The 20,608-nt window shown below is 69.7% G+C and carries 20 protein-coding genes; 13 read left to right on the top strand and 7 right to left on the bottom strand.

Going from position 1 to position 20,608, the window contains the following annotated elements; translation table 11 throughout:
* Nucleotides 1-51: 51 nt before the first annotated feature.
* From MBA17_RS18020 to MBA17_RS18000, 5 genes are all read left to right on the top strand, one after another.
* Nucleotides 52-1,215 (top strand): acetoin utilization protein AcuC, encoded by a 1,164-nt coding sequence (locus tag MBA17_RS18020; RefSeq protein ID WP_238497650.1) that lies wholly within the window; start codon nt 52-54, stop codon nt 1,213-1,215.
* Between the two features lie 6 nt (nt 1,216-1,221).
* Nucleotides 1,222-2,019, top strand: a complete 798-nt coding sequence (locus MBA17_RS18015) for a phosphatase (protein ID WP_238497649.1) — start codon at nt 1,222-1,224, stop codon at nt 2,017-2,019.
* Nucleotides 2,020-2,342: 323 nt separating this feature from the next.
* The gene (locus tag MBA17_RS18010) at nt 2,343-2,546 is read left to right on the top strand and encodes a helix-turn-helix domain-containing protein (RefSeq protein ID WP_012887307.1); all 204 of its coding nucleotides are present in this window, start codon (nt 2,343-2,345) and stop codon (nt 2,544-2,546) included.
* Nucleotides 2,547-2,723: 177 nt separating this feature from the next.
* Entirely contained in the window at nt 2,724-2,822 is a 99-nt protein-coding gene (locus MBA17_RS18005; RefSeq protein ID WP_018654693.1) for a 30S ribosomal protein bS22, read from the top strand.
* A gap of 21 nt (nt 2,823-2,843) precedes the next feature.
* Nucleotides 2,844-3,863 carry an NAD-dependent epimerase/dehydratase family protein gene (locus tag MBA17_RS18000; protein ID WP_238497648.1) on the top strand — a complete coding sequence of 340 codons (1,020 nt, stop codon included), beginning with the start codon at nt 2,844-2,846 and terminating at the stop codon, nt 3,861-3,863.
* A 14-nt stretch (nt 3,864-3,877) separates the two neighbouring features.
* On the opposite strand, the gene MBA17_RS17995 is transcribed toward MBA17_RS18000, so the two are convergent.
* Nucleotides 3,878-5,086 carry an RNA-guided endonuclease InsQ/TnpB family protein gene (locus MBA17_RS17995; protein ID WP_238497647.1) on the bottom strand — a complete coding sequence of 403 codons (1,209 nt, stop codon included), beginning with the start codon at nt 5,084-5,086 and terminating at the stop codon, nt 3,878-3,880.
* A 140-nt stretch (nt 5,087-5,226) separates the two neighbouring features.
* Between MBA17_RS17995 and MBA17_RS17990 the strand changes: the two genes are divergently transcribed.
* On the top strand, nt 5,227-6,132 hold the full coding sequence (locus MBA17_RS17990) for a lysophospholipid acyltransferase family protein (RefSeq protein WP_238497646.1): 906 nt from the start codon (nt 5,227-5,229) through the stop codon (nt 6,130-6,132).
* A 400-nt stretch (nt 6,133-6,532) separates the two neighbouring features.
* On the opposite strand, the gene MBA17_RS17985 is transcribed toward MBA17_RS17990, so the two are convergent.
* Nucleotides 6,533-7,732, bottom strand: a complete 1,200-nt coding sequence (locus MBA17_RS17985; protein WP_238497645.1) for an MFS transporter — start codon at nt 7,730-7,732, stop codon at nt 6,533-6,535.
* 131 nt (nt 7,733-7,863) lie between these two features.
* Between MBA17_RS17985 and MBA17_RS17980 the strand changes: the two genes are divergently transcribed.
* Entirely contained in the window at nt 7,864-8,799 is a 936-nt protein-coding gene (locus MBA17_RS17980) for a LysR family transcriptional regulator (protein WP_238497644.1), read from the top strand.
* Between the two features lie 285 nt (nt 8,800-9,084).
* Here the strand turns inward: MBA17_RS17980 and MBA17_RS17975 are convergent, their stop codons facing one another.
* The 4 genes from MBA17_RS17975 to MBA17_RS17960 all read right to left on the bottom strand — a co-directional run bounded on the left by MBA17_RS17975 (nt 9,085) and on the right by MBA17_RS17960 (nt 12,622).
* A complete protein-coding gene (locus tag MBA17_RS17975; protein ID WP_238497643.1) occupies nt 9,085-9,300 on the bottom strand; it encodes a hypothetical protein in 216 nt (71 codons plus the stop codon).
* Between the two features lie 734 nt (nt 9,301-10,034).
* Nucleotides 10,035-10,907: an HAD family hydrolase gene (locus MBA17_RS17970; RefSeq protein ID WP_238497642.1), complete on the bottom strand. Its 873-nt coding sequence runs from the start codon at nt 10,905-10,907 to the stop codon at nt 10,035-10,037.
* Nucleotides 10,908-11,183: 276 nt separating this feature from the next.
* The gene (locus tag MBA17_RS17965; RefSeq protein ID WP_238497641.1) at nt 11,184-11,873 is read right to left on the bottom strand and encodes a DUF5667 domain-containing protein; all 690 of its coding nucleotides are present in this window, start codon (nt 11,871-11,873) and stop codon (nt 11,184-11,186) included.
* Between the two features lie 89 nt (nt 11,874-11,962).
* Complete coding sequence (locus MBA17_RS17960) at nt 11,963-12,622, bottom strand: sigma-70 family RNA polymerase sigma factor (protein WP_238497640.1); 660 nt, start codon at nt 12,620-12,622, stop codon at nt 11,963-11,965.
* Nucleotides 12,623-12,822: 200 nt separating this feature from the next.
* On the opposite strand from MBA17_RS17960, the gene MBA17_RS17955 reads away from it, so the two are divergent.
* A complete protein-coding gene (locus tag MBA17_RS17955; protein ID WP_238497639.1) occupies nt 12,823-14,421 on the top strand; it encodes a putative quinol monooxygenase in 1,599 nt (532 codons plus the stop codon).
* Nucleotides 14,422-14,554: 133 nt separating this feature from the next.
* Here MBA17_RS17955 and MBA17_RS17950 read toward each other — a convergent pair whose 3' ends face one another.
* On the bottom strand, nt 14,555-14,794 hold the full coding sequence (locus MBA17_RS17950) for a glutaredoxin family protein (RefSeq protein WP_238497638.1): 240 nt from the start codon (nt 14,792-14,794) through the stop codon (nt 14,555-14,557).
* Between the two features lie 135 nt (nt 14,795-14,929).
* Between MBA17_RS17950 and MBA17_RS17945 the strand changes: the two genes are divergently transcribed.
* From MBA17_RS17945 to hemB, 5 genes are read left to right on the top strand one after another with little or no spacing between them, the layout of a single operon-like run.
* Nucleotides 14,930-15,637: a redox-sensing transcriptional repressor Rex gene (locus tag MBA17_RS17945; RefSeq protein WP_238497637.1), complete on the top strand. Its 708-nt coding sequence runs from the start codon at nt 14,930-14,932 to the stop codon at nt 15,635-15,637.
* Nucleotides 15,634-16,935: a glutamyl-tRNA reductase gene (locus MBA17_RS17940; protein ID WP_238497636.1), complete on the top strand. Its 1,302-nt coding sequence runs from the start codon at nt 15,634-15,636 to the stop codon at nt 16,933-16,935. The genes MBA17_RS17945 and MBA17_RS17940 overlap by 4 nt, the downstream gene beginning before the upstream one ends.
* Nucleotides 16,932-17,840: a hydroxymethylbilane synthase gene (gene hemC / locus MBA17_RS17935; protein WP_455432786.1), complete on the top strand. Its 909-nt coding sequence runs from the start codon at nt 16,932-16,934 to the stop codon at nt 17,838-17,840. Before MBA17_RS17940 ends, hemC begins: the two co-directional genes overlap by 4 nt.
* 5 nt (nt 17,841-17,845) lie before the next feature.
* The gene (locus MBA17_RS17930) at nt 17,846-19,438 is read left to right on the top strand and encodes a bifunctional uroporphyrinogen-III C-methyltransferase/uroporphyrinogen-III synthase (protein WP_238497635.1); all 1,593 of its coding nucleotides are present in this window, start codon (nt 17,846-17,848) and stop codon (nt 19,436-19,438) included.
* 13 nt (nt 19,439-19,451) lie between these two features.
* Nucleotides 19,452-20,435 (top strand): porphobilinogen synthase, encoded by a 984-nt coding sequence (gene hemB / locus MBA17_RS17925; RefSeq protein ID WP_238497634.1) that lies wholly within the window; start codon nt 19,452-19,454, stop codon nt 20,433-20,435.
* Nucleotides 20,436-20,608: the final 173 nt, after the last annotated feature.

Genomic DNA, 20,608 nt, shown 5'->3' with positions numbered 1-20,608 from the left:
GAACCGTGCGGTAACGTCGATCAGATAGGGGCCGAGCCGAGGAGAGCGCGCATGAGCAGGTCGGTGCGGGTGGTCTGGGACGACGCGCTTGTCTCCTACGACTTCGGGCCCGGGCATCCGCTGGCCCCCGTGCGGGTCGAGCTGACCATGGCCCTGGCCCGCGAACTCGGCGTGCTGGAGAAGGTCGAGCTCACGGGGTGCGCCCCGGCGGGCGACGACGATCTGGCGCTGGTCCACAAGCGCGACTACATCGAGGCCGTCAAGCGGGTGTCGCGGACCGGCCGGCCCGACATGGCGGCCGGGCTGGGCACCAGCGACAACCCCGCCTTCGCCGGGGTCCACGAGGCGTCGGCGCTGATCGCGGGCGCGAGCCTGGCGGCGGCGAAGGCCGTCTGGAGCGGCGAGGCCGAGCACGCGGTGAACGTCGCGGGCGGGCTGCACCACGCGATGCCCAGCGTGGCCAGCGGTTTCTGCGTCTACAACGACCCGGCGGTCGCCATCGCCTGGATGCTGTCCCAGGGAGCCACCAAGATCGCCTACGTCGATGTGGACGTGCACCACGGCGACGGGGTGCAGGCGATGTTCTTCGATGACCCCCGGGTACTGACGATCAGCCTGCACGAGAGCCCGCGCACCCTCTTTCCCGGCACCGGGTTCCCCACCGAGTGCGGCGCCGGGAACACGGCGGTCAACGTGGCGCTGCCCGCCGGTTGCGGTGACAGCGGCTGGCTGCGCGCGTTCCAGGCCGTGGTGCCGCCGCTGCTCCGGGAGTTCGCCCCGGAGGTGCTCGTCACCCAGCACGGTTGCGACAGTCACGCCCTCGACCCGCTGGCCCATCTGATGCTGAGCGTCGACGGGCAGCGCACGGCCTACGAGATGCTGCACCGGCTCGCGCACGAGACGGCCGGCGGCAGGTGGGTGGTGACCGGCGGCGGCGGTTATGAGCTGGTGCAGGTCGTCCCGAGGGCGTGGACGCATCTGATCGCGGAGGTCTCCGGGCATCCCCTCGATCCCCGCACGCAGACCCCGCAGAACTGGCGGGATTTCGTCGCGGGACGAACGGGGGAGACGGCCCCGTTGACCATGACCGACGGCAGAAACCCGGAATTTCACGACTTCGCCGCTGGTTATGATCCGGCAGACCCTATCGACCGGGCCATCGTGGCGACCCGGAACGCCGTGTTCCCGTCACACGGCCTCGATCCCCTTCTGTGAGTGTCTGTGGATGAGCTAGCCGTCCCCACCCGGGCGCGACTCCGTGAGCACCTGGTGGAGACCAGGATCGCCGGCGACGTCGCCACCAGCCGCGAGAACAACCTCGATCACTACCGGTCGCTGGCCAACCGCGACCCCTACCATCTCTTCGGGCTCACCCTGTCCGACGGCTGGGCCTACCGCGACGTACTCGCCCTGATGGCCAAGTCGGCGGGAGTCGTCGCCGATCCCGGCCACCGCGAGGGCCAGGACACCATCGACCCCGACCGCACCATCGACGCCCTGGAGGCGATGGGCGAGCGGATCGGGACCGTCCTCGCCTCGGGAAACGCCCACCTGCTGTTCGCCACCGGCCACCCGACGGGCCTGCTGACGGTCCACCTCGCCCTGGCCCGCTTCGCCGTACGGCACGGCGCGACCCTGCTCTCCCCCGCTGAGGGCTGGACCTACACGGGCGGCGGCTTCGGGCGCACCCGGCGGCTCCGCTACCTCGACGGGGTGGCGATGCTCGACGACCGGGGCGGCTTCGTGCACACCCACGACCCCGCGCCGATGGAGGCGATGATCGCCCGGCTCGACGGGCGGCGGCCCGACCTCGTGATCGCCGATCACGGGTGGGCCGGCGCGGCCGGGGAGGCGGGACTGCCCACGGTCGGATTCGCCGACAGCAACGACCCCGCGCTGTTCGTCGGCGAGGCCGAGGGCAAGATCGGCGCGGTGGTCCCGCTCGATGACAATGTGCTGCCGAGATATTACGATCTGTTGACCGCCTATCTCGTCTCATGGGTCACGCGAGCCATGTGAGTCGCGTTCCGACCCAATTCGGTCACCCCTATACCAGTTTTTCGCGCCTGCATTCCGTCTGGCTCGGCCGCCCTTTGCCAACTTTTTGATGATCGTGGGCGACTCTTATTGGAGACAGTTGGTCCCGTTCCACCAGCACGGCGAGGGGCACGATCCGGCTGCTGGCCAGCGACTTTCCCGATTCCACTGACAGGCGACTCCAGAGACTGATGAACTAGGGGGTTTGCGTGCAGGGAGTCCCGACTTACGCTGACGGCAGTGCACGTGCGTGAGCAATGGCACCAGTGGGGATACTCCGGATACACGTGCGGAAGAGGCGTCCGATGGGTGCAGGCGAAAGACCTCTCAGTGAGGTGAAGTTCCTGACGGTGGCAGAAGTGGCCACCGTCATGCGGGTGTCCAAGATGACTGTGTACCGGCTCGTGCACTCGGGCGAGTTGCCGGCCATCCGGGTCGGCCGCTCATTCAGAGTGCCTGAGCAGGCCGTACACGATTATCTGAGGGATGCCTACATCGAGGCGGGTTGAAGCGCGCAGGGTGATCGGCCCGGTGCTTCATTGGGGTAGCGGCATGGCACGGCCACGCCGCGAGTGCAGTCACCCGGGATCCCCCCAGGGGCGATCTACCGTGGATCGCCGGTAGGGTGTTGAGTCGGTGTGCTTCTCGGTGCACTGGTTCTGCATCTACCAAGACCTGGGGGTCCCGTGGGCTCTGTCATCAAGAAGCGCCGTAAGCGCATGGCGAAGAAGAAGCACCGCAAGCTGCTGAAGAAGACCCGCATCCAGCGGCGAAACAAGAAGTAGACGCGGATCTGCGAGGCGCCGATGACCCACACCGTGCTCGTCACCGGTGTCGCACGCCATATCGGCGCCCGAGTGGCGAGCGTTCTCGCAGCCGACCCGGACATCACCCGGGTCATCGGAGTGGACACGGTGCCGCCGCCCTCGCTGACACGAGAAGGCGGCGTACCGCTGGGCCGTACCGAGTTCGTCCGGGTCGATCTGCGCAGCCCCGACATCGCACAGGTGATCGCGGCAGCGGATATCGACACCGTCGTGCATGTGAGCCTGGTGAGCGCCCCCTCGCGGAGCGCCGGGCGGGCTTACATGAAAGAGCACAACGTCATCGGCACCATGCAACTTCTCGGTGCGTGCCAGCGCTCGGCGATGGTGCGGCGCGTGGTGGTGCGGTCGACGACGGCCGTCTACGGTTCGTCGGCACACGATCCCGCGGTGTTCACGGAGGAGGCCGAGTCACACGAGGTCCCCAGCCACGGGTACGCCAAGGACGCGGTGGAGGTCGAGGGCTACGTCCGGGGTTTCGCCCGGCGCCGCCCCGACGTCGCCGTCTCCATGCTGCGGTTCGCCAACTTCATGGGGCCGGGCGTCGACTCGCCGCTCACCCGCTACTTCACCCAGCCGGTGTTGCCCACGGTCTTCGGCTTCGACCCCAGGTTGCAGTTCGTCCATGAGGACGACGGGGTCGAGGTCCTGCGGCGCATGGCCATGGAAGACCACCCCGGCACGTACAACGTCGCTGGCGAGGGCATCCTGCTCCTCTCCCAGTGCGCCAGGCGTGCCGGGTTGGCCTCCCTGCCCATCCCCTCCCCGGCCTTCAAGAAGCTCGGCGACCTCGCGCGCAGCGTCGGCCTCGTCGACTTCTCGCCCGAACAGCTCCGCCTGATGAGTCACGGCCGGGCGGTCGACGTCACCCGCCTCGCCGGCGAGCTGGGCTGGAAGCCGAAGTTCAGCACCGCCGCCGCCTTCGACGACTTCCTCCACTCCCGCCACGTCCCCATCACCATGATGAACTGGCTCTCCACGGTGGTCGGAGCGAGACGTTGACTTCCTCCCCACGCCTAATACAGGTGGGGGATTCCAACCTTCACAGGTTGGGTTTCCTGCTTCACCGGCGACTGCACCCGGGCGGGCCCGGGATGTCTGATGTCACCTCCACAGGCGGTCACGGCACGACCTGCCGCCAGGATGTTCTTCGCGGCGTTGACGTCCCGGTCATGCCGGGTGCCGCAGGACGGGCACTGCCACGTCCGGATGGAAAGCGGAAGCTTCGCGAGCAGATGCCCGCACCCGCTACAGGTCTTCGAGGAGGGGAACCAGCGGTCCACCACGATCAGATGCCGGCCGTACCTGGCGCTCTTGTATTCGAGCATCCGGCGGAAGGCGCCCCAGCCGCAGTCGGAGATGGCCTTGGCCAGCGAGCGGTTGCGGACCATGTTCTTCACGGCCAGGTCTTCGATCACGATCACATCGTGGTCGCGGACCAGCCCGGCCGAGGTGCGGTGCAGGAAATCCGTGCGGGACGCGCGGACCTTCCGATGCGCCCGGGCGACCTTCGTCTTCGTCTTCGCCTTCGCCCGGTTGTTCGATCCTTTGACTTTGCGGGCCATCCTGCGCTGGTAGCGGGCCAGGTTACGTTCCCGCGCGGCCAACGCCCGAGGGTTCGCGATCTTCTGCCCGCCGGAGGTGACCGCGAAGTCCTTGATGCCCAGGTCGATCCCGACCACCACACCGGTCGCGGGGGCCTGCCCGGGGTCGGCGACCTCGACGGCCAGCGAGACGTACCAGCGGCCGTCGGGGTCGCGGGAGACCGTCACCGTGGACGGGTCGACCGACGCCGGGTCCACCCCGGGCCAGGACCACACCAGCTCCAACGGCGCATCCATCTTCGCCAGCAACAGCCGCCCGTCGCGGTAGCGGAACCCGCTGCGGGTGTACTCCGCGCTCTGCCGGCCGTCCCGCGACTTGTAACGCGGGTACCCGGCCCGGCGGGCGAAGAAGTTCGCGAACGCCCCCTGCTGGATGCGCAGAACCTGCTGCAGCGGCACCGAGGACACCTCGTTCAACCAGGCGTACCCCTCGGTACGTTTCAGCTGTGTCAGGAACGCGCTGGCCTGCAACACGTTCGTGGACACCTGCTCGGCGTGCCAGCGGCGATGCCGCCAGGCGAGGGTCTGGTTCCACACCACGCGCACACACCCGAACGTGCGGTTCAGCACCGCCGCCTGTCCGGGAGTCGGGTAGGCCCGACACTTGTACGCCGTCCGCACACCAGGAACCTAACAGCGGCACCGCCCCTGGGTACGCCATTCCGCCACGACAGCGCACCGACGTCCTTTGTGCCGCTACGCGGCACGTTCGCTTTCCTCCCCAAGGCTAAAGCCCGGGATCTCCAGCGAAGGAACTCCCGATGAACGACCGGCCCGCGCGGGTTATCCCGATCACGTCGGCCCGCGGTCACGGCGCCCAGGAGGAGCCGCCGCCCGACGACCGCCTCGCCGCCGCGCTGGCGTTCCTCCGGCGGCGCATCACCGGCGAGTACGAGGTCGACGAGTTCGGCTTCGACGCCGAGCTGACCGACAAGGTGCTGCTCGAACTCCTGCGCCCGCTCTACCGGCACTGGTTCCGCGTCGACACCCTGGGCCTGCCCAACGTCCCGGCCGAGGGCGGCGCGCTCGTCGTCGCCAACCACTCGGGCACCGTCCCCGTCGACGCCCTCATGCTCCAGGTCGCCCTGCACGACGAGGCCAAGCGTCCCGTCCGGCTGCTCGGCGCCGACCTCGTCTACCAGCTTCCCCTGCTCGGTCACCTCTCCCGCAAGACGGGCCACACGCTGGCCTGCCGGGAAGACGCCGACCGCCTGCTCCGCAAGGGCGAGCTCGTGGGAGTCTTCCCCGAGGGTTTCAAGGGCGTGGGCAAGTCCTTCTCCGACCGCTACAAGCTGCAACGCTTCGGACGCGGCGGCTTCGTCGCCTCCGCCATCCGGGCCGGCGTCCCGATCCTGCCGTGCGCCATCGTCGGCGCCGAGGAGATCTATCCCAAGATCGGCGAGCTCCGCTCCCTGGCCCGCCTCTTCGGCCTGCCGTACCTCCCCGTCACGCCGCTCTTCCCGTTGCTCGGCCCGCTCGGCCTGATCCCGCTACCGTCCAAGTGGATCATCGAATTCGGCGAGCCCATCCGCACCGACGAGTTCGAGCCCGCGGCCGCCGACGACCCGATGACCGTCTTCAACCTCACCGACCAGATCCGCGAAACCATCCAGCACCAGCTCAGCGCCCTCCGCCTGCACCGCGGCCCCGCGTTCCCCCTCTTCTAGCCCCGGTGATCAGGCTTCCAGCCCCCACTACGGTGATCAGGCTTCCAGCCCCCACTACGGTGATCAGGATGTACGGCGCGCCACCCCGGCGCCCCTCGCCGTAGGTGGCCGGGCTCCGTGGGGTCCACGCCACTCCAGCGGCTCCAGCCGCCCGCCACAACGCCCCGCCCGCCGGCCATCCCCTCCGGTCGAACCCCGCGCATCCTCTGGTCCGCCTGTCCCGTGCGCCTGCGGGTCCACAGGTTCGGCACCGTTGACGAGTTCCTGGGTTCCTGCGGGTCCCGGTCCTGTACCAACACGGGTCGTCGCGTGCTCAGAAGCGCGGGTATGGCCCTGGGATTCGCCACTGTCCTGTTCACCGGCGCCGTGGCGCCGGCCGGACCGGCGTCGGCGGCCACCGTCACTCGTGTCGAGGGAGGAGGAGCGAGGTCGCCAGGAGGAGGAGACCGGCGATCGCGATCGCGGTGCGGGGACTGGTGAGGCCGGCCAGCAGGCCCCACACGCCGGTCATGGCCGCGATGGTGGCTTTACTGGTGATCGACCAGGCAGACAACGTGCGGACGACCCGGTCCGACGGGAGCTGTTCGAGCCGGTAGGTAGCGAATACCGGGTTGAACACGCCCATGCAGGTGATCAGCCCGAATTCCACGGCGATGACGAGGAAGAGCCCGGTGGGGCCGGGGCTGACGAACGCCAATCCGATTAGCCAGCACGCGCGCAGCGTCCCGGCGGTGAGCATGACCTTGTGCTGTCCGAACCGTGCGAGGAGCGGGCGGGCCAGCCGCGAGCCGATGAGGCCGCCGACGCAGGGGACGCCGAAGGCGAGGCCGTACTGCCAGGGTGCGAACCCGAGATCGCCGAGCATGAGGACGGCGAGCAACGGCGAGGCTGCCATGATCAAGCCGCTGACCAGGACGGTGTTGAAGAACAACGGGCGCAGAGCCGGGCTGGCGAGGATGTACCGCCATCCCTCCAGCAGGTCGCCGGCTCCAGGCCGGGGCGGTGCGGCGGTTCGCGCGGGACGTGGCTCCCGCCCGCCGATGGCGCGGATCCCCGCGGCCGAGAGGAGGAAACTGACCGCGTTGGCCGCCACGCTCGTCACCGGGCCCACCAGCCCGATCGCGGCGGTACCGAGCGGCGGTCCGAGCGCGGTGGCGGTCCAGGTCGTGGCCTCGAACCGCCCGTTCGCAACGAGCAGGTCCTCGGACCGGACGAGCGCCTTCAGACATGCTCCGCCGGCAGCGGTGAAGGCGATGTCGGCCGCGCCGACAACGACCGCCACAACCAGGAGTTGAGCGAAGCTCAGCCAGCCGAGCACGTAGGCGGGGGGAACGCTCATCAGCGCCGCGAACCGGATCAGGTCCATCGCGATCATCACCGGCCGTTTGCGCCGGAACTCCACCCACGGCCCGAGCGGCACCGCGACCACCGCCCCGACCGCGAGCCCCACGGCGGCCAGAACCGACACCTCGGCAGGCCCTGCGTCCAGAGCGAGAATCGCGATCAGGGCGAACGCGTCGAACGCGAGCCATGTGCCGAACGTGCTGACCGCATACGCGGCCCAGAACCACCTGAACCGCCGCCCGAGCGACCTTCCCAACGCGCACCCCGCCATCTCCAGGAAACAACCACCCATTGATCTGAGAGATCAAACGCGCAGCTAGTAGGCAGGTCAAACAACCATTCGACCGAAATCACACAACCGTGAGTTGTGTACTAAGGTCGGTCGGTGTGGATCTCGATGCTGTGCGCACGTTCGTCACCGTCGTGGACACCGGCCAGTTCCAGCACGCCGCCGCAGACCTGTCGATCACCCAGCAGGCCGTCTCCAAGCGCATCGCCGGGCTGGAGAAGGACCTCGCCGTGCGGCTGTTCACCCGCACTGCGCGCGGGGCCCGGCTCACCATCGACGGGCAGGCGTTCCTGCCCCACGCACGCGAACTGCTTCGCGTCGCCGAGCGCGCGGTCGCGTCCGTGCTCCCCGGCAGCCGTCCGCTGCGCGTCGACGTGATCGCCTCACGCAGCGCGGCCTCGGGCCTGATGCGCGGCTTCCACCGCACGCACCCCGAGATCGAGCTCGACGTGGTGATGCTGTTCGACGTCGAGACGGCCGTCGCCGCCATTCGGTCCGGTGCGATCGACGCGTCCTTCCGCGCCGTCGCCGTGCCCGGCCGGCCCCTTCCCGAGGACATCGAGTCCGTCCGGGTGCTCGCCGAGCCGCTCCAGCTCCTCACCGGGCCCGCCCACGCGTTGGCGGGCGCCCGGTCGGTGACCGTCGCTCAGCTCGCCGGGCACCGGATCTGGATGCCCGGCATCGTCCCCGGTACCGAGTGGGCCGCCTACTACGACGATCTCGTCGCCGAGTTCGGCCTCACCATCGAGGCGACGGGCCCCAACTTCGGCTCCGACGCGCTCCTCGACACCATCGCCGACACCCCGGCCTTGGCCACTTTCATGGGCGAGCAGACCCGCCTGGTCTGGCCCGCCGGCCACGGCCTGCGCCGCATCCCGGTGACCGACCCGACGCCCGTCTACCCGCACTCGCTCCTGTGGCACCGCGACAACCCCCACCCAGGGCTGGCCACCCTCCGCGCCCACCTCGCCGCCACAGCGACCAGCCACGACGCCGCCGGGACCTGGGCGCCGGGCTGGGTGATTCCGCGCTGAGCATCCTTCAGGAGAACCTGTTCGCGTACATGGGGCTGGTTGGCCGACCCGACTCGACGCATGGTGCGGACGTACGGCCCGCCACCCCGGCGCCTCTCGCCGCTGATGGCCGGGCTCCGTGGGGTCCACGCCACTCCAGCGGCTCCAGCCGCCCGCCACAACGCCCCGCCCGCCGGCCATCCCCTCCGGTGGAACCCCGCGCCTCCAGCGATCGCCGGGCTTCGCATTGCGAGGAGAAGCCGACCACGCTCGGCGCGGTCGGCTTACTGGCCCGTCTCGGCTGCTTCAGGAGTAGTAGCCCCAGTAGTACCCGTAGGGCGTCCAGTTACATTTTGCGTTGTATCCCGCGTCCCGCCACACCTCAGCCTTGGTGTTGCACACCGACTTGCTCACAGGACCGAACCAATGCCATGACGCTGCGTGTGCCGGAGCGGCAAGTGTCGCCACAAACGCCATCGAGACCATTGTCGTCCCGAGTAGCACGGCGATCTTCTTCTTCACAGATGGACCTCTCTTCTGGAGTCCTGTTCTCCCGCTCGTAAGGGGCTCGGCGGTGGCCATAGCTAAGCAGGGGCTGGTATATCGCGGGTATGGCCGCCAAAATCCGGTCTGATCCGTCCCGAAGGCGGTCACCTGGGCACTTTGACCTGTATCGGCGCCGCTTCTGCGGGGATGGCACCCGCCACGTCGTGGCGGGTCTGCGCACGCGCGCACATCTATCCCACCGCGAAGGAGGTCCCCTGTGGGCATGCCGCCACCCCGGCGCCCCTGCCGCCGATGGCCGGGCCCCGTGGGGTCCACGCCACTCCAGCGGCTCCAGCCGCCCGCCGTCACGCCCCGCTCGCCGACCATGCCCTCCGGTCGAAACCCGCGCACGGTCCGGTGGGGATGCATCGGTGGCCGAGCCGACTGCCCATCCCTGTATGCCCGTCCCCCGTGTGCCTTCCGGCGCGCTCTCGACACTTCCCCCCGTCGCTTGAGCGTAGTTCGTGGCGCAGCGGTCGAAGGGAGCGAGCCGGGCCAGGCGGAGGCCGATGACCCAGTGTCATCGAGCGTCGTCGGGCGGTTAGGGTACGGCCGGAAGCTTTACGGATGTGGGTATCGCCAAGGATCGAGTTGTGACGGCGATCGGCTGGAGCCGCTGGAGTGGCATGGGTCCGCGGAGCCCGGCCACCTGCGGCGAGGGGCGCCGGGGTGGCTTGCCGTACGGTCGGGTCGGAGTGAGCCGGGCGGGGTCAGTCGCGGGAGCGGTAGTGGCGGCGGAGAGCGATGGCGGCGGCGATGCCGCCGGCGAGTGCGCCCGCGCCGGCGGCGATGGGGAGGCCGATCATGGTGGCTCGGCGGCCGGTGCGGTAGTCGTTGATCTCCCAGCCGTTGGCCCTGGCGTGGTCGCGGAGTTCGGCGTCGGGGTTGATGGCGGCGGCATGGCCGACCAGGGAGAGCAGGGGGAGGTCGTTGGCGGAGTCGCTGTAGGCGGAGCAGCGGCTGAGGTCGAGGCCCTCCTTGCGGGCCAGGGCGCGGACCGCTTCGGCCTTGGCGGGGCCGTGCAGGAGGTCGCCGACCAGGCGGCCGGTGTAGACGCCGTGCTCGGTCTCGGCGACGGTGCCGAGGGCGCCGGTCAGGCCGAGACGCCGGGCGATCACGCTGGCCAGCTCGACGGGGGTGGCGGTGACGAGCCAGACTCGCTGGCCGGTGTCGAGGTGGCTCTGCGCCAGGGCGCGGGTGCCGGCCCAGATGCGGGCGGCCATCACCTCGTCGTAGATCTCCTCGCCGAGGCGGACCACTTCCTCGACCTTCAGGCCGGCCACGAACGCCAGGGCGGTCTCCTTGGCCTGGGTGATGTGCTCGGGATTCTCGTTGCCGCGAATCCGGAACAGCGTCTGGCCGACCGCGAACCTCATCAGGTCCTTGCTGGTGAACAGGCCCCGGGAGGCGAGCCCTCTGGCGAAGTGGTAGATCGAGGCGCCGCGCATCATGGTGTTGTCGACGTCGAAGAACGCGGCGGCGGCGGGGTCGGGTTCGGCCACGGGCATGCTTACCGCTGCGGCGGCCGCCACTTCGCCCGCCAGCTCCGGCTCCTGCCGTCGTCGTAGTACTAGCCGCCTCATAGCACCTCAGCTTAACCGCCGTGGAAACCGGGCGATCGTGACTTCAGCCCGGCTTCCTCGTGGCCGGTCCCCGATGTGACGGGCTGTGGTGGCGATGACGGTCGCGGGTTCGGGTCGTGGGCAGTGGCTGTGGTGGCGATGGTGGTTCTCGACGCGGTGGGCTGTGCGCTGCGGGATGTGGTGGCGATGACGGTCGCGGGGTCGGGCGCGCGTCGGGCTGCGGTGTGGGGGGCCGTGGCGGTCGTGGGGACGGCGCTCGGAGGGCGGACGGCCACGCTAAGGGGCTGCCAGGCCGTCGATGTAGTTGAGGTAGCCGTTCGCCTGGCGCTGCGTCTCCTCGTCCATTTTGGGGAGCATCGGTTCCACGGTGTTGTGCTGTTCCTCGGCGAACCGCTTCAGCTTGGTCGCCGAGCGCGCGTCGTCGCGCTTCACGCGAGTCAGGGTGCAGATGGCCGAGCGGGTGGTCATCTCCATCTCCCTGAGGGTCTTGTCGACGAGGTCGACACGGTCGACGTGGTCGGTGGAGCCGAGCAGCGTGGCGACCTCGGTGGCCCGTTCCTTGGCGGACGCGAGCTTGCGGTCGGCCCGGTCCATCTCGTCGGTGCTCATGCGCAGGAGTGTCGATTCGGCGGCGCGTTTGAGCGGGTAGAGCGTGTCACCGGGAATGGAGCGGTAGGCGACGAGCCCGGTGACGATCACCAGAAAGGTCACCCCGAGCATCGCGAGCTGGGGCAGGCGGCGTCCTCTCCGCCGGCGGCGCGGGGCGGCGAGGCGGAGGGCGGCGCCTGTCTCTTCGCGTTCGTCGGCGTAGACGGCGAGCAGGTCGTCGCGGAGCCGGGCACGGAAGCCGGGACGCGGTCCGCTGCCCTGGGCGGCGCCGATCTCGGCCAGGCGCTCGGCGACGCATGCCTCCTGCGAGCGCCGAGAGGTGGCCGGACGCCACCACTGGGGTCGCCACTTACGCATGAACGCTCCCTGCCGCCCCCGTGCGATGATCCATCGGTTTCACTTGCCTTAACGACGGCTCGCGCTGTCAGGTTACGTCTTGCCGGCTCTCAACCGAGCTCTGTTCGGAGCGCCCGGGCCAGCGCGCGGGTGGCACGGAACTGCAGCGCTTTGATCGCGCCGTTCCGCTTCCCCATGATGAGCGCGGTTTCGGCCAGGCTCATGCCGTGCAGGAAGCGCAGCACCACGCATTCCTGCTGTTCCGGATTGAGATCCCGGACGGCGCGCAGCATGCGGTCGTTGATCATCGCGGTGACGACGGCGTTCTCCGGGTTGTCGGGGCCGTCGAGGGGGACGTCGAGTACTTCGGCGGTGGTGACCTCCAGCCGATATCGACCCGATTTGTAGTGATCCGTGACGAGATTTCGGGCGATTGTCACGAGCCAAGCGCCGAAATCGCGGCCCTGCCAGGTGAAGTCGGCGATCCGGCGGAGGGCGCGCAGGAAGGTCTCGCTGGTCAGATCCTCAGCGAGCGGATGCGAGCCGACCCGGAAGTAGACGTAGCGATAGACCAGATCGAGATAGCGATCATAGAGCGTTCCGAAGGCGTCCGCGTCGCCGGTCTTGGCGCGCAGCACCAGCGTCCTGAGGTCACCGTCCTCGGGCGCGGCGACATCATGATGTGCCGCTGGCTCGCCCGTACGCGTGGCCTGTGCCACCCGAGGGGTGGCCGAGGGAAGAACTCCGGCGTGCGGCGACGTGTTCGGCATCCGGTATCCCTGGGGAGGAGGGGTGCGGCGTGCTCGCCCACAATAGAAATCATCCGTTAATTGCACAATCCAACTGGCAGATGGGAGCTAGGTGGTGACGTGTTGTAACCGGCGGATATTGTGTGGACCGATTAACCGGCAGCGGCAGTCCCGGCTTCCGCTACCGGTTGGGGGGTAATGTCCGGCAGCATGGAGGCACCATGGAAGTCCTCGTCGCTGTCATCGCGTTCGCCGGTGCTCTGCTCGCCGCCATCGCCACTGGTGCCCTCATCGGTCGGTTCCGTAGTGAGCCCAGTGGTTGGTTAGGAGCCTGGAGCGCCGTGACCGCGGCGTTGTGCGTGTCACTGGGCGTAGTCGCAACCGGTCATTTGGTGGGGTTCGGGCCGACCACATTCCGCCTTTACCAGCTGACCGGATCATTGATCGCCCCGTTCTGGCTGGCCATCGGGGTGATCCAGCTTCTGGCGCGGAAGACTCCGGCCAAGTTCGCCACGTGGTTGCTCGGCGGCGCCCTCACGTTCGTCGCGCTGGTCATCCTGATCCTCGACCCGACCAGTCACAACGACGGTTTCAGCCAGTCGCTCCCGCTGGGCGCCGAGCACTGGAGCACGATCCCGTCCACCCTGCTGGCCGGGACGCACGGGGTCACCGTGCTCGTTCTCATCGTCTCGCTGGTGATCGCGGTGTTGCGGTGGCGTGACGGCGACGACTACGACGCCGACAACATGCACGCCATCCTGGTTCTCGGCCCGATCGGCATCGCCCTCGTCGGCGCGGTCCGCTTCGCGGTGCCCGGGGTCTTCGCCGCCGCGTTGCTGACCGTCACCGCCGCCGGGGTCTGGTACACCCTGATCCGCCCGCTCGCCCCCTACGACGACGAGGAGGAAGAGGAGGAGCAGGAGGAGCCCCGCCCCGCGAGCCGCCGGGCGGCGCCCGAGCAGCCGCCCAGGCGCCAGGTGCCCGAACGGGTCGCGGAGCCGGCCGAGAACCGCATGCCGCCGGGGCCGCCGCAGCGCCCGTCCGGGCAGCGGCGTTCCGGGCTGGGCGACCTGGTGGCCGAATACCGTGCGGGCGAGCAGGACGTCGACTACGCCTCGCGCATGCAGCCGCGTCCCGACGACCCGTTCGAAGGCCGCCGCCCGCCCCTGACCGACGATCCCCGTCGTGCTCCTCTGACCGACGATCCCCGTCGTGCTCCTCTGACCGACGACCCTCGTCGTGCGCCGCAGCCCGACAACGCCGGGCGCGCGCCGCTGACCGACGATCCTTTCGAGGCGCAGGGCCGTCCGCCGACCGGCGAGCACCAGGCGTTCGGCATGCCGCCCAACGGCGCGCGCGGCCCACAGCACGGCCCCGGCAGGCGGTCCGAGGGCAGAAGGGCGGGCCGCCGCGAGCCGGACTTCGTCATGCCGGGCACGGGCACGGTCCATCCGGGCGCGGAGGGGGCGGGCCCCGGCGGCAGGCCCTCGCCCAGCATCTTCGGCCTGCTGACCGTCTTCACGCTGATGGACGGCGCGGGCGACGCGTTCGACCGGCTGGCGGAGGAGACCGTCGAGGGAGTGCGCCGCAACGAGCCCGACAGCCTCATCTACTCCTGCCACGCCGTGAAGTCGGCGCCGTTGCAGCGCATCATCTACGAGCTCTACCGTGACGAGGTCGCCTACACCGACCATCAGCGCCAGCCGCACGTGGCGCGTTTCGTCGCCGAGCGCCAGCCCCTCGTGCTCGCCACCAACGTCATCGAGTTGAACGTCAACGCGGCGAAGGTGGTGCCGCTGCCCACCGCCTTCCCGATCTAGCCGACCCGAATCGGGTGGTTCCGGCCGGCCGCTTCAAGGGCCGGCCGGTTTCCAGACCGGCCTTCGGTGTCCAGACCGGCCTTTGAGTTCGCCGGCCGGTCTTTGAGTTCGCCGGCCGGGCGAGGTGAGCCGGTCAGCCGGAGAGGGCGGCGCGGAGGCGGGTCTCGTCGACCCGCCAGAAGTCATGCTGAACGCCGTCGATCAGGGTGACCGGAATCATCTCCCAGTATTTCTCCTGGTCCTCGGCCGACTTGGTGATGTCTCTCTCTTCCCAGGAGACACCCAGTTCCCCCGCGACCCGTGCGATCACCGTGCGGGCGTCGTCGCAGAGGTGGCAGCCGGGTTTGCCGAGCAGTGTGATCCGAGCCGTCATCCCCGTCACGTTAGCCGAGCTGCCTCTCACTTTGTGCATTCGTTCACAAAGGGATTAACCTGGAAGGCGCTGTTCACTTCGATACCCGTCGGCACCCGGCCCGAGCCGGACGCCTGTCCCCTGGAGTTCCGGCACGTGATCCGCCGCCTGCCCCATGCTCGCGAACGTGGCATCCCCGATGCGACCGTCGCGCGGCTGCCCCTCTACCTGCGGGCGCTGACGGGCATGGCCGACCGGGGCGTGGCCACCGTGAGCTCGGAAGACCTGGCGCTCGCCGCCGGCGTCAACTCCGCCAAACTCCGCAAGGACCTCTCCCACCTGGGTTCGTACGGCACGCGCGGTGTCGGCTACGAGGTGGAATACCTGATCTACCAGATCTCCCGTGAGCTGGGCCTCACCCAGGACTGGGCGGTGGCCATCGTCGGGGTCGGCAACCTCGGCCGTGCGCTCGCCAACTACGGCGGATTCGTCTCCCGCGGCTTCCGGGTCGCGGCGCTCCTGGATGCCGACCCCGAAGTGGTGGGCGACCACATAGCCGGATTGAATGTCGAGCACATCGACGAGCTGGAAACCGTGATCGAGCGGCGAGGAGTGTCGATCGTGGTGATCGCGACACCGGCGACGGCCGCCCAGCAGGTGTGCGACCGGGTCATGGCCGCCGGTGTCACCAGCATCCTGAACTTCGCTCCCGTCGTGCTGTCAGTGCCAGATGGCGTCGATGTCCGTAAAGTCGACCTATCTATCGAACTGCAGATCCTGGCGTTTCACGAGCAACGCAAATCGGATCGCGAAAGTGGGGGGCCAGTGATGGCCGACGAGTGGCAGCAGGGAGAGACCGCATGAGCGTCCTTGCTGTGGGAGTGAGCCATCAGACGGCTCCGGTGGCCCTGCTGGAACGTGTCTCAGTCGCGGGTGACGCGCTGGTCAAGCTCTTGCGCGATGTCCACCACGACGAGTGCGTGGCCGAGGCCCTGGTGGTCTCGTCGTGCAACCGGGTGGAGGTCTACGCCGACGTCGACCGCTTCCACGGCGCGGTCACCGCCGTGACCGAGCTGCTCAGCGCCCACTCCGGGGTGCCCGTCGAGCGCCTCGCGCCGCACCTCTACGTCCACTACGAGGATCGCGCGGTCCAGCATCTGTTCTCCGTCGCGGGCGGCATGGAGTCGATGGTGGTCGGCGAGGGCCAGATCCTCGGCCAGGTGCGCCAGGCGCTCAGGCTCGCCCAGGAGCAGGGCACTCTGGGCTCGACCCTCAACGAGCTCTTCCAGCAGGCCCTGCGCGTCGGCAAGCGCGTGCACACCGACACCGACATCGACCGGGCGGGCGCCTCCCTGGTCGGCGTGGGTCTCACGCTGGCCGAACGGGTCCTCGGTCCGCTCGCGGGCAGGCGGGCCCTGGTCGTCGGGGCGGGCTCGATGAGCGCGCTGTCCGCCGCGACCCTGGCCCGCGCGGGCGTGAGCGACATCGTCGTGGCCAACCGCACCTTCGAGCGTGCCGTACGGCTGGCGGAGACCGTCGGCGGGCGGGCCGTCGAGTTCGACGCCCTCGGCACCGAGCTGGCCGGGGTCGACCTCGTCATCTCGTGCACCGGCGCGGGCACCGTGTTGATCACTCCTGAAATGCTGACTTCCGGCCGCCAGGTGTTCCTGCTCGACCTGGCGCTGCCGCACGACATCGATCCCGTGGTGCGGGCGCTGCCCGGGGTGACGCTGGTCGACCTGGAGGCCATACAGGAGTCGGGGCTCGGCGAGAGCGCCGCCCGGACCGAGGCGATCACCGACGCCAGGCGGATCGTGACCGACGAGGTGGCCGGTTACCTCGACGGCGCCCGCTCGGCCCGGGTGACGCCCACGGTGGTCGCGTTGCGCGCCAAGGCGGCCGAGGTGCTCGACGCGGAGCTCGGGCGGCTGATCTCCCGGGTTCCCGAGCTCGAAGGACGGGCACGTGACGAGGTGACGCAGACGTTGCGCCGGGTGGTCGACAAGTTGCTCCACGAGCCCACCGTGCGGGTCAAGCAACTCGCGGCCTCCGCGTCCGGAGACCATTACGCAGAGGCGCTGAGGGAGCTGTTCGACCTGGATCCGAAGGTTCCCGAGGCGGTCAGCCACACCCAGCCGATCGAGACGGAGGTGGAACGGTGAACGACACCGATCCGCTGCGCTTGGGCACCAGGCGCAGTCTCATGGCGACGACCCAGTCGCAGATGGTCGCCGACCGGCTCACCGAGCTGACCGGCCGCGCCGTCGAACTGGTCGGCGTGACGACCTTCGGTGACGTCACGAAGGCCCAGCTCACCCAGCTCGGCGGCACCGGGGTGTTCGTCAGCGCGCTCCGCGACAAGCTGATCGAGGGCGAGATCGACTTCGCCGTCCACTCGCTGAAGGACCTCCCGACCGCGCCCGACCCGAAGGTGACGCTGGTCGCGACCCCGACCAGGCATGACTACCGGGACGCGCTGGTGGGCGACGCGAAGCTCGCCGACCTGCCCGCGGGCGCGAAGGTGGGCACCGGCTCGCCGCGCCGCGTCGCCCAGCTCCGGATGCTCAGGCCTGACCTCGACTACGTGCCGATCCGCGGCAACGCCGACACCAGGATCGCTAAGGTCCAGGCCGGCGAGCTCGACGCGATCGTGCTGGCCGCCGCCGGTCTGGCCCGGATCGGCAGGACCTCCGAGATCTCCCAGCTGTTCGAGGTCGAGGAGATGCTGCCGGCTCCCGGCCAGGGGTCTCTGGCGGTGGAGTGCCGTGCCGGCCGGGCTGACCTGGCCGAACTGCTCGGCGTGCTCGACGACCCCGCGACCCGCGCGGCCGTGGCGGCCGAGCGGTCCGTGCTGGCCACCCTGGAAGCCGGGTGCGCGGCTCCGGTAGGTGCGTTCGCCGTCGTAGCTGGGCACACTCTGAACCTGACCGCCGTCGTCGTCGCACTTGACGGCAGGCGTGCGATCCGCAAGTCCGCCGCTGGACCGCCCTCGGGGGCCGTGGAGCTCGGTCGTGATCTCGCGACCGCCATGGTGGCCGAGGGGGCCGGCATGTTGATGGGGGAGTAGTTCCCTTGAGTTCCGCAAGTCCAGCCTTCCAGCATCCGAGCGGGTTCGTCGCCTTCGTCGGCGCCGGCCCAGGCGATGAGAACCTCCTGACGTTGCGAGGCGCTGATCTCCTCGCCCAGGCCGACATCGTCGTCCTTGACCGGGAGGCGTACGGCGCGCTGCTGCGGCACTGCCGTACGGGCGTCGAAATCGTCGACACCGCCGACGAGTCCACCGACTACGCCGCCGCCTCGCTGAGCGCGGTGAAGGCGGCCAAGGGCGGTCGCCGGGTCGTGCGGCTGTGCGCGGGCGACCCGATGTTCTTCTCCTCGGTCACCGAGGAGGTGGCGGCCTGCGCGAAGGCGGAGGTGGACTTCGAGATCGTGCCCGGTGTGCCGCCGGCGACCGCCGTCCTGACGTACGCGGGCATCCCGGCCGCGGCGTCCACGCCCGAGTTCAGGGTGGTCGACGCCGCGCAGGTGGACGACTGGTCCACGCACGCGGCGGCGGCCGGCACGCTGGTGATCTACAACGGCGTGGCCGACGCGGTCGCGATCGGCAAGGCGCTCGTCGCGGGTGGCCGGTCCGACTCGACGCCCGTGGCGGTGACCAGCGCGGGCACCACGACCGAGCAGTACACCGTGGTGTCCAGGCTCGGCAGGCTCGGCCCCGACCTCAAGCACGCGGGGATGACCGAGCCCGCGCTGATCGTCGTGGGCGAGGCGGTCGGCATGCGCGACCGCCTGTCGTGGTTCGAGACCAAGCCGCTGTTCGGCTGGCGGGTGCTGGTGCCGCGCACCAAGGAGCAGTCCGCCGCGTTGTCGGACCAGTTGCGGTCGTACGGCGCGGTGCCCGAGGAGGTCCCGACGATCTCCGTCGAGCCGCCGCGCACCCCGCAGCAGATGGATCGTGCCATCAAGGGTCTGGTCACCGGCCGTTACGAGTGGGTGGCGTTCACCAGCGCCAACGCGGTCAAGGCGGTGCGGGAGAAGTTCGAGGAGTACGGCCTGGACGCTCGGGCGTTCGCCGGGCTGAAGGTGTCCGCCGTGGGCGAGGCCACCGCGCGGGCGCTGGTCGAGTTCGGCGTCCGGCCGGATCTGGTGCCCTCGGGCGAGCAGTCCTCGGAAGGGCTGCTGGCGGAGTGGCCGCCGTACGACTCGATGCTCGACCCGATCAACCGGGTGCTGCTGCCGAGGGCCGACATCGCCACGGAGAGCCTGGTGGCCGGGCTGACCGAGCTGGGCTGGGAGTGCGACGACGTCACCGCCTACCGGACCGTGCGTGCCGCGCCCCCGCCGGCCCCGATCCGCGAGGCGATCAAGGGCGGCGGCTTCGACGCGGTCCTGTTCACGTCTTCTTCCACCGTGCGCAATCTGGTCGGCATCGCGGGCAAGCCGCACAACGTGACGGTCATCGCGGTCATCGGCCCGCAGACGGCCAAGACCGCCGAGGAGTTCGGCCTCAGGGTCGATGTGATGGCGGACAAACCTTCGGCTTCGGCTCTCGCGTCCGCTCTCGCGGAGTACGGTGCGAAGCAGCGGCAGGCGTCGGTCGCGGCCGGAGAGATGCCGCGCAGGCCCTCGCAGACGCGTAGGGGCGCGCGCCGCCGCACCAAGTGAGTGAGGAGACGAGATGACCGCTGAGTTCCCTGTCGCGCGTCCGATGAGGCTGCGCCGTACGGCGTCGATGCGGCGGTTGGTGGCCGGGACCAGGCTGCATCCGGCGGAGCTGGTCCTGCCGGCGTTCGTCAAGGAGGGCATCGCCGAGCCGCAGGCCGTCTCCTCGATGCCCGGCGTGTTCCAGCACACCCGTGACTCGCTGCGCAAGGCGGCCCACGAGGCGGCGGAGGCGGGTGTCGGCGGCCTGATCCTGTTCGGCATCCCCGCGGTGAAGGACGCGCGGGGCTCGGCGGGCGACGACCCCGAGGGCATCGTGCAGGTCGCGCTGGCCGATGTGACCTCTGAGGTGGGCGACGCGCTGGTGGTGATGGCCGACACCTGCCTCGACGAGTTCACCGACCACGGGCACTGCGGCGTGCTGACGCCCGGCGGCGAGGTGGACAACGACGCCACGCTGGAGCGGTACGCCTCGATCGCGGTGGCCCAGGCGCGCGCGGGCGCCCACGTCATCGCGCCGAGCGGGATGATGGACGGCCAGGTCGCCGCCATCCGTGCCGCCCTCGACGCCGCCGGGTTCGCGCACCTGCCGATCCTCGCCTACTCCGCGAAGTTCGCCTCGTCGTTCTACGGACCCTTCCGGGAGGCCGCGGAGTGCGCGCCGCAGTTCGGCGACCGCAGCTCCCACCAGCAGGACCCGGCGGGTCACGTCGGCGAGGCGCTGCGCGAGGTGCGCCTGGACCTCGCCGAGGGAGCCGACGCGGTCATGGTCAAGCCCGCTCTCGCCTACCTCGACATCCTGCGCCAGATCCGCGACACGGTGCAGGTGCCCGTCGCCGCCTACCAGGTGAGCGGGGAGTACGCCATGGTCGAGGCGGCGGCGGCGAACGGCTGGATCGACCGGGATCGGATGATTATGGAATCGCTGATCGCGATCCGGCGCGCCGGGGCCGACATGATCCTCACGTACTGGGCGACCGAGGTGGCTCGCAAGCTCTAACGGGGGGTTTCCGTCAGGCGTCTGGTGCGTGTGCGTTAGAGTGCGAAGACGAATATTGGTGTGTCCCAGGTGGCGTACACCCTGCTGTTTGGTGGCCCAACGTCCCTTGTGAGGCGGTTCTAACCCCCATAGGGCGTTCTCTGGGTCTTGCGGGAAGCCTATGGGCAGCCTCT

The sequence above is a fragment of the Dolomitihabitans soli genome, from assembly GCF_022213955.1.
Lineage (GTDB): Bacteria > Actinomycetota > Actinomycetes > Streptosporangiales > Streptosporangiaceae > Streptosporangium_A > Streptosporangium_A soli.
This window is presented reverse-complemented; position numbering and strand designations above follow the sequence as displayed.

What these genes read in the sequence shown, in the direction of transcription:
- MBA17_RS17955 (WP_238497639.1), top strand. Translation starts at nt 12,823, where the DNA reads ATGGAAGTCCTCGTCGCTGTCATCGCGTTCGCCGGTGCTCTGCTCGCC.
- hemB (WP_238497634.1), top strand. Translation starts at nt 19,452, where the DNA reads ATGACCGCTGAGTTCCCTGTCGCGCGTCCGATGAGGCTGCGCCGTACG.
- MBA17_RS17965 (WP_238497641.1), bottom strand. Translation starts at nt 11,873, where the DNA reads ATGCGTAAGTGGCGACCCCAGTGGTGGCGTCCGGCCACCTCTCGGCGC.
- MBA17_RS17950 (WP_238497638.1), bottom strand. Translation starts at nt 14,794, where the DNA reads ATGACGGCTCGGATCACACTGCTCGGCAAACCCGGCTGCCACCTCTGC.
- MBA17_RS18000 (WP_238497648.1), top strand. Translation starts at nt 2,844, where the DNA reads ATGACCCACACCGTGCTCGTCACCGGTGTCGCACGCCATATCGGCGCC.
- MBA17_RS18010 (WP_012887307.1), top strand. Translation starts at nt 2,343, where the DNA reads ATGGGTGCAGGCGAAAGACCTCTCAGTGAGGTGAAGTTCCTGACGGTG.
- MBA17_RS17960 (WP_238497640.1), bottom strand. Translation starts at nt 12,622, where the DNA reads ATGCCGAACACGTCGCCGCACGCCGGAGTTCTTCCCTCGGCCACCCCT.
- MBA17_RS17990 (WP_238497646.1), top strand. Translation starts at nt 5,227, where the DNA reads ATGAACGACCGGCCCGCGCGGGTTATCCCGATCACGTCGGCCCGCGGT.
- MBA17_RS17970 (WP_238497642.1), bottom strand. Translation starts at nt 10,907, where the DNA reads ATGAGGCGGCTAGTACTACGACGACGGCAGGAGCCGGAGCTGGCGGGC.
- MBA17_RS17940 (WP_238497636.1), top strand. Translation starts at nt 15,634, where the DNA reads ATGAGCGTCCTTGCTGTGGGAGTGAGCCATCAGACGGCTCCGGTGGCC.
- MBA17_RS18020 (WP_238497650.1), top strand. Translation starts at nt 52, where the DNA reads ATGAGCAGGTCGGTGCGGGTGGTCTGGGACGACGCGCTTGTCTCCTAC.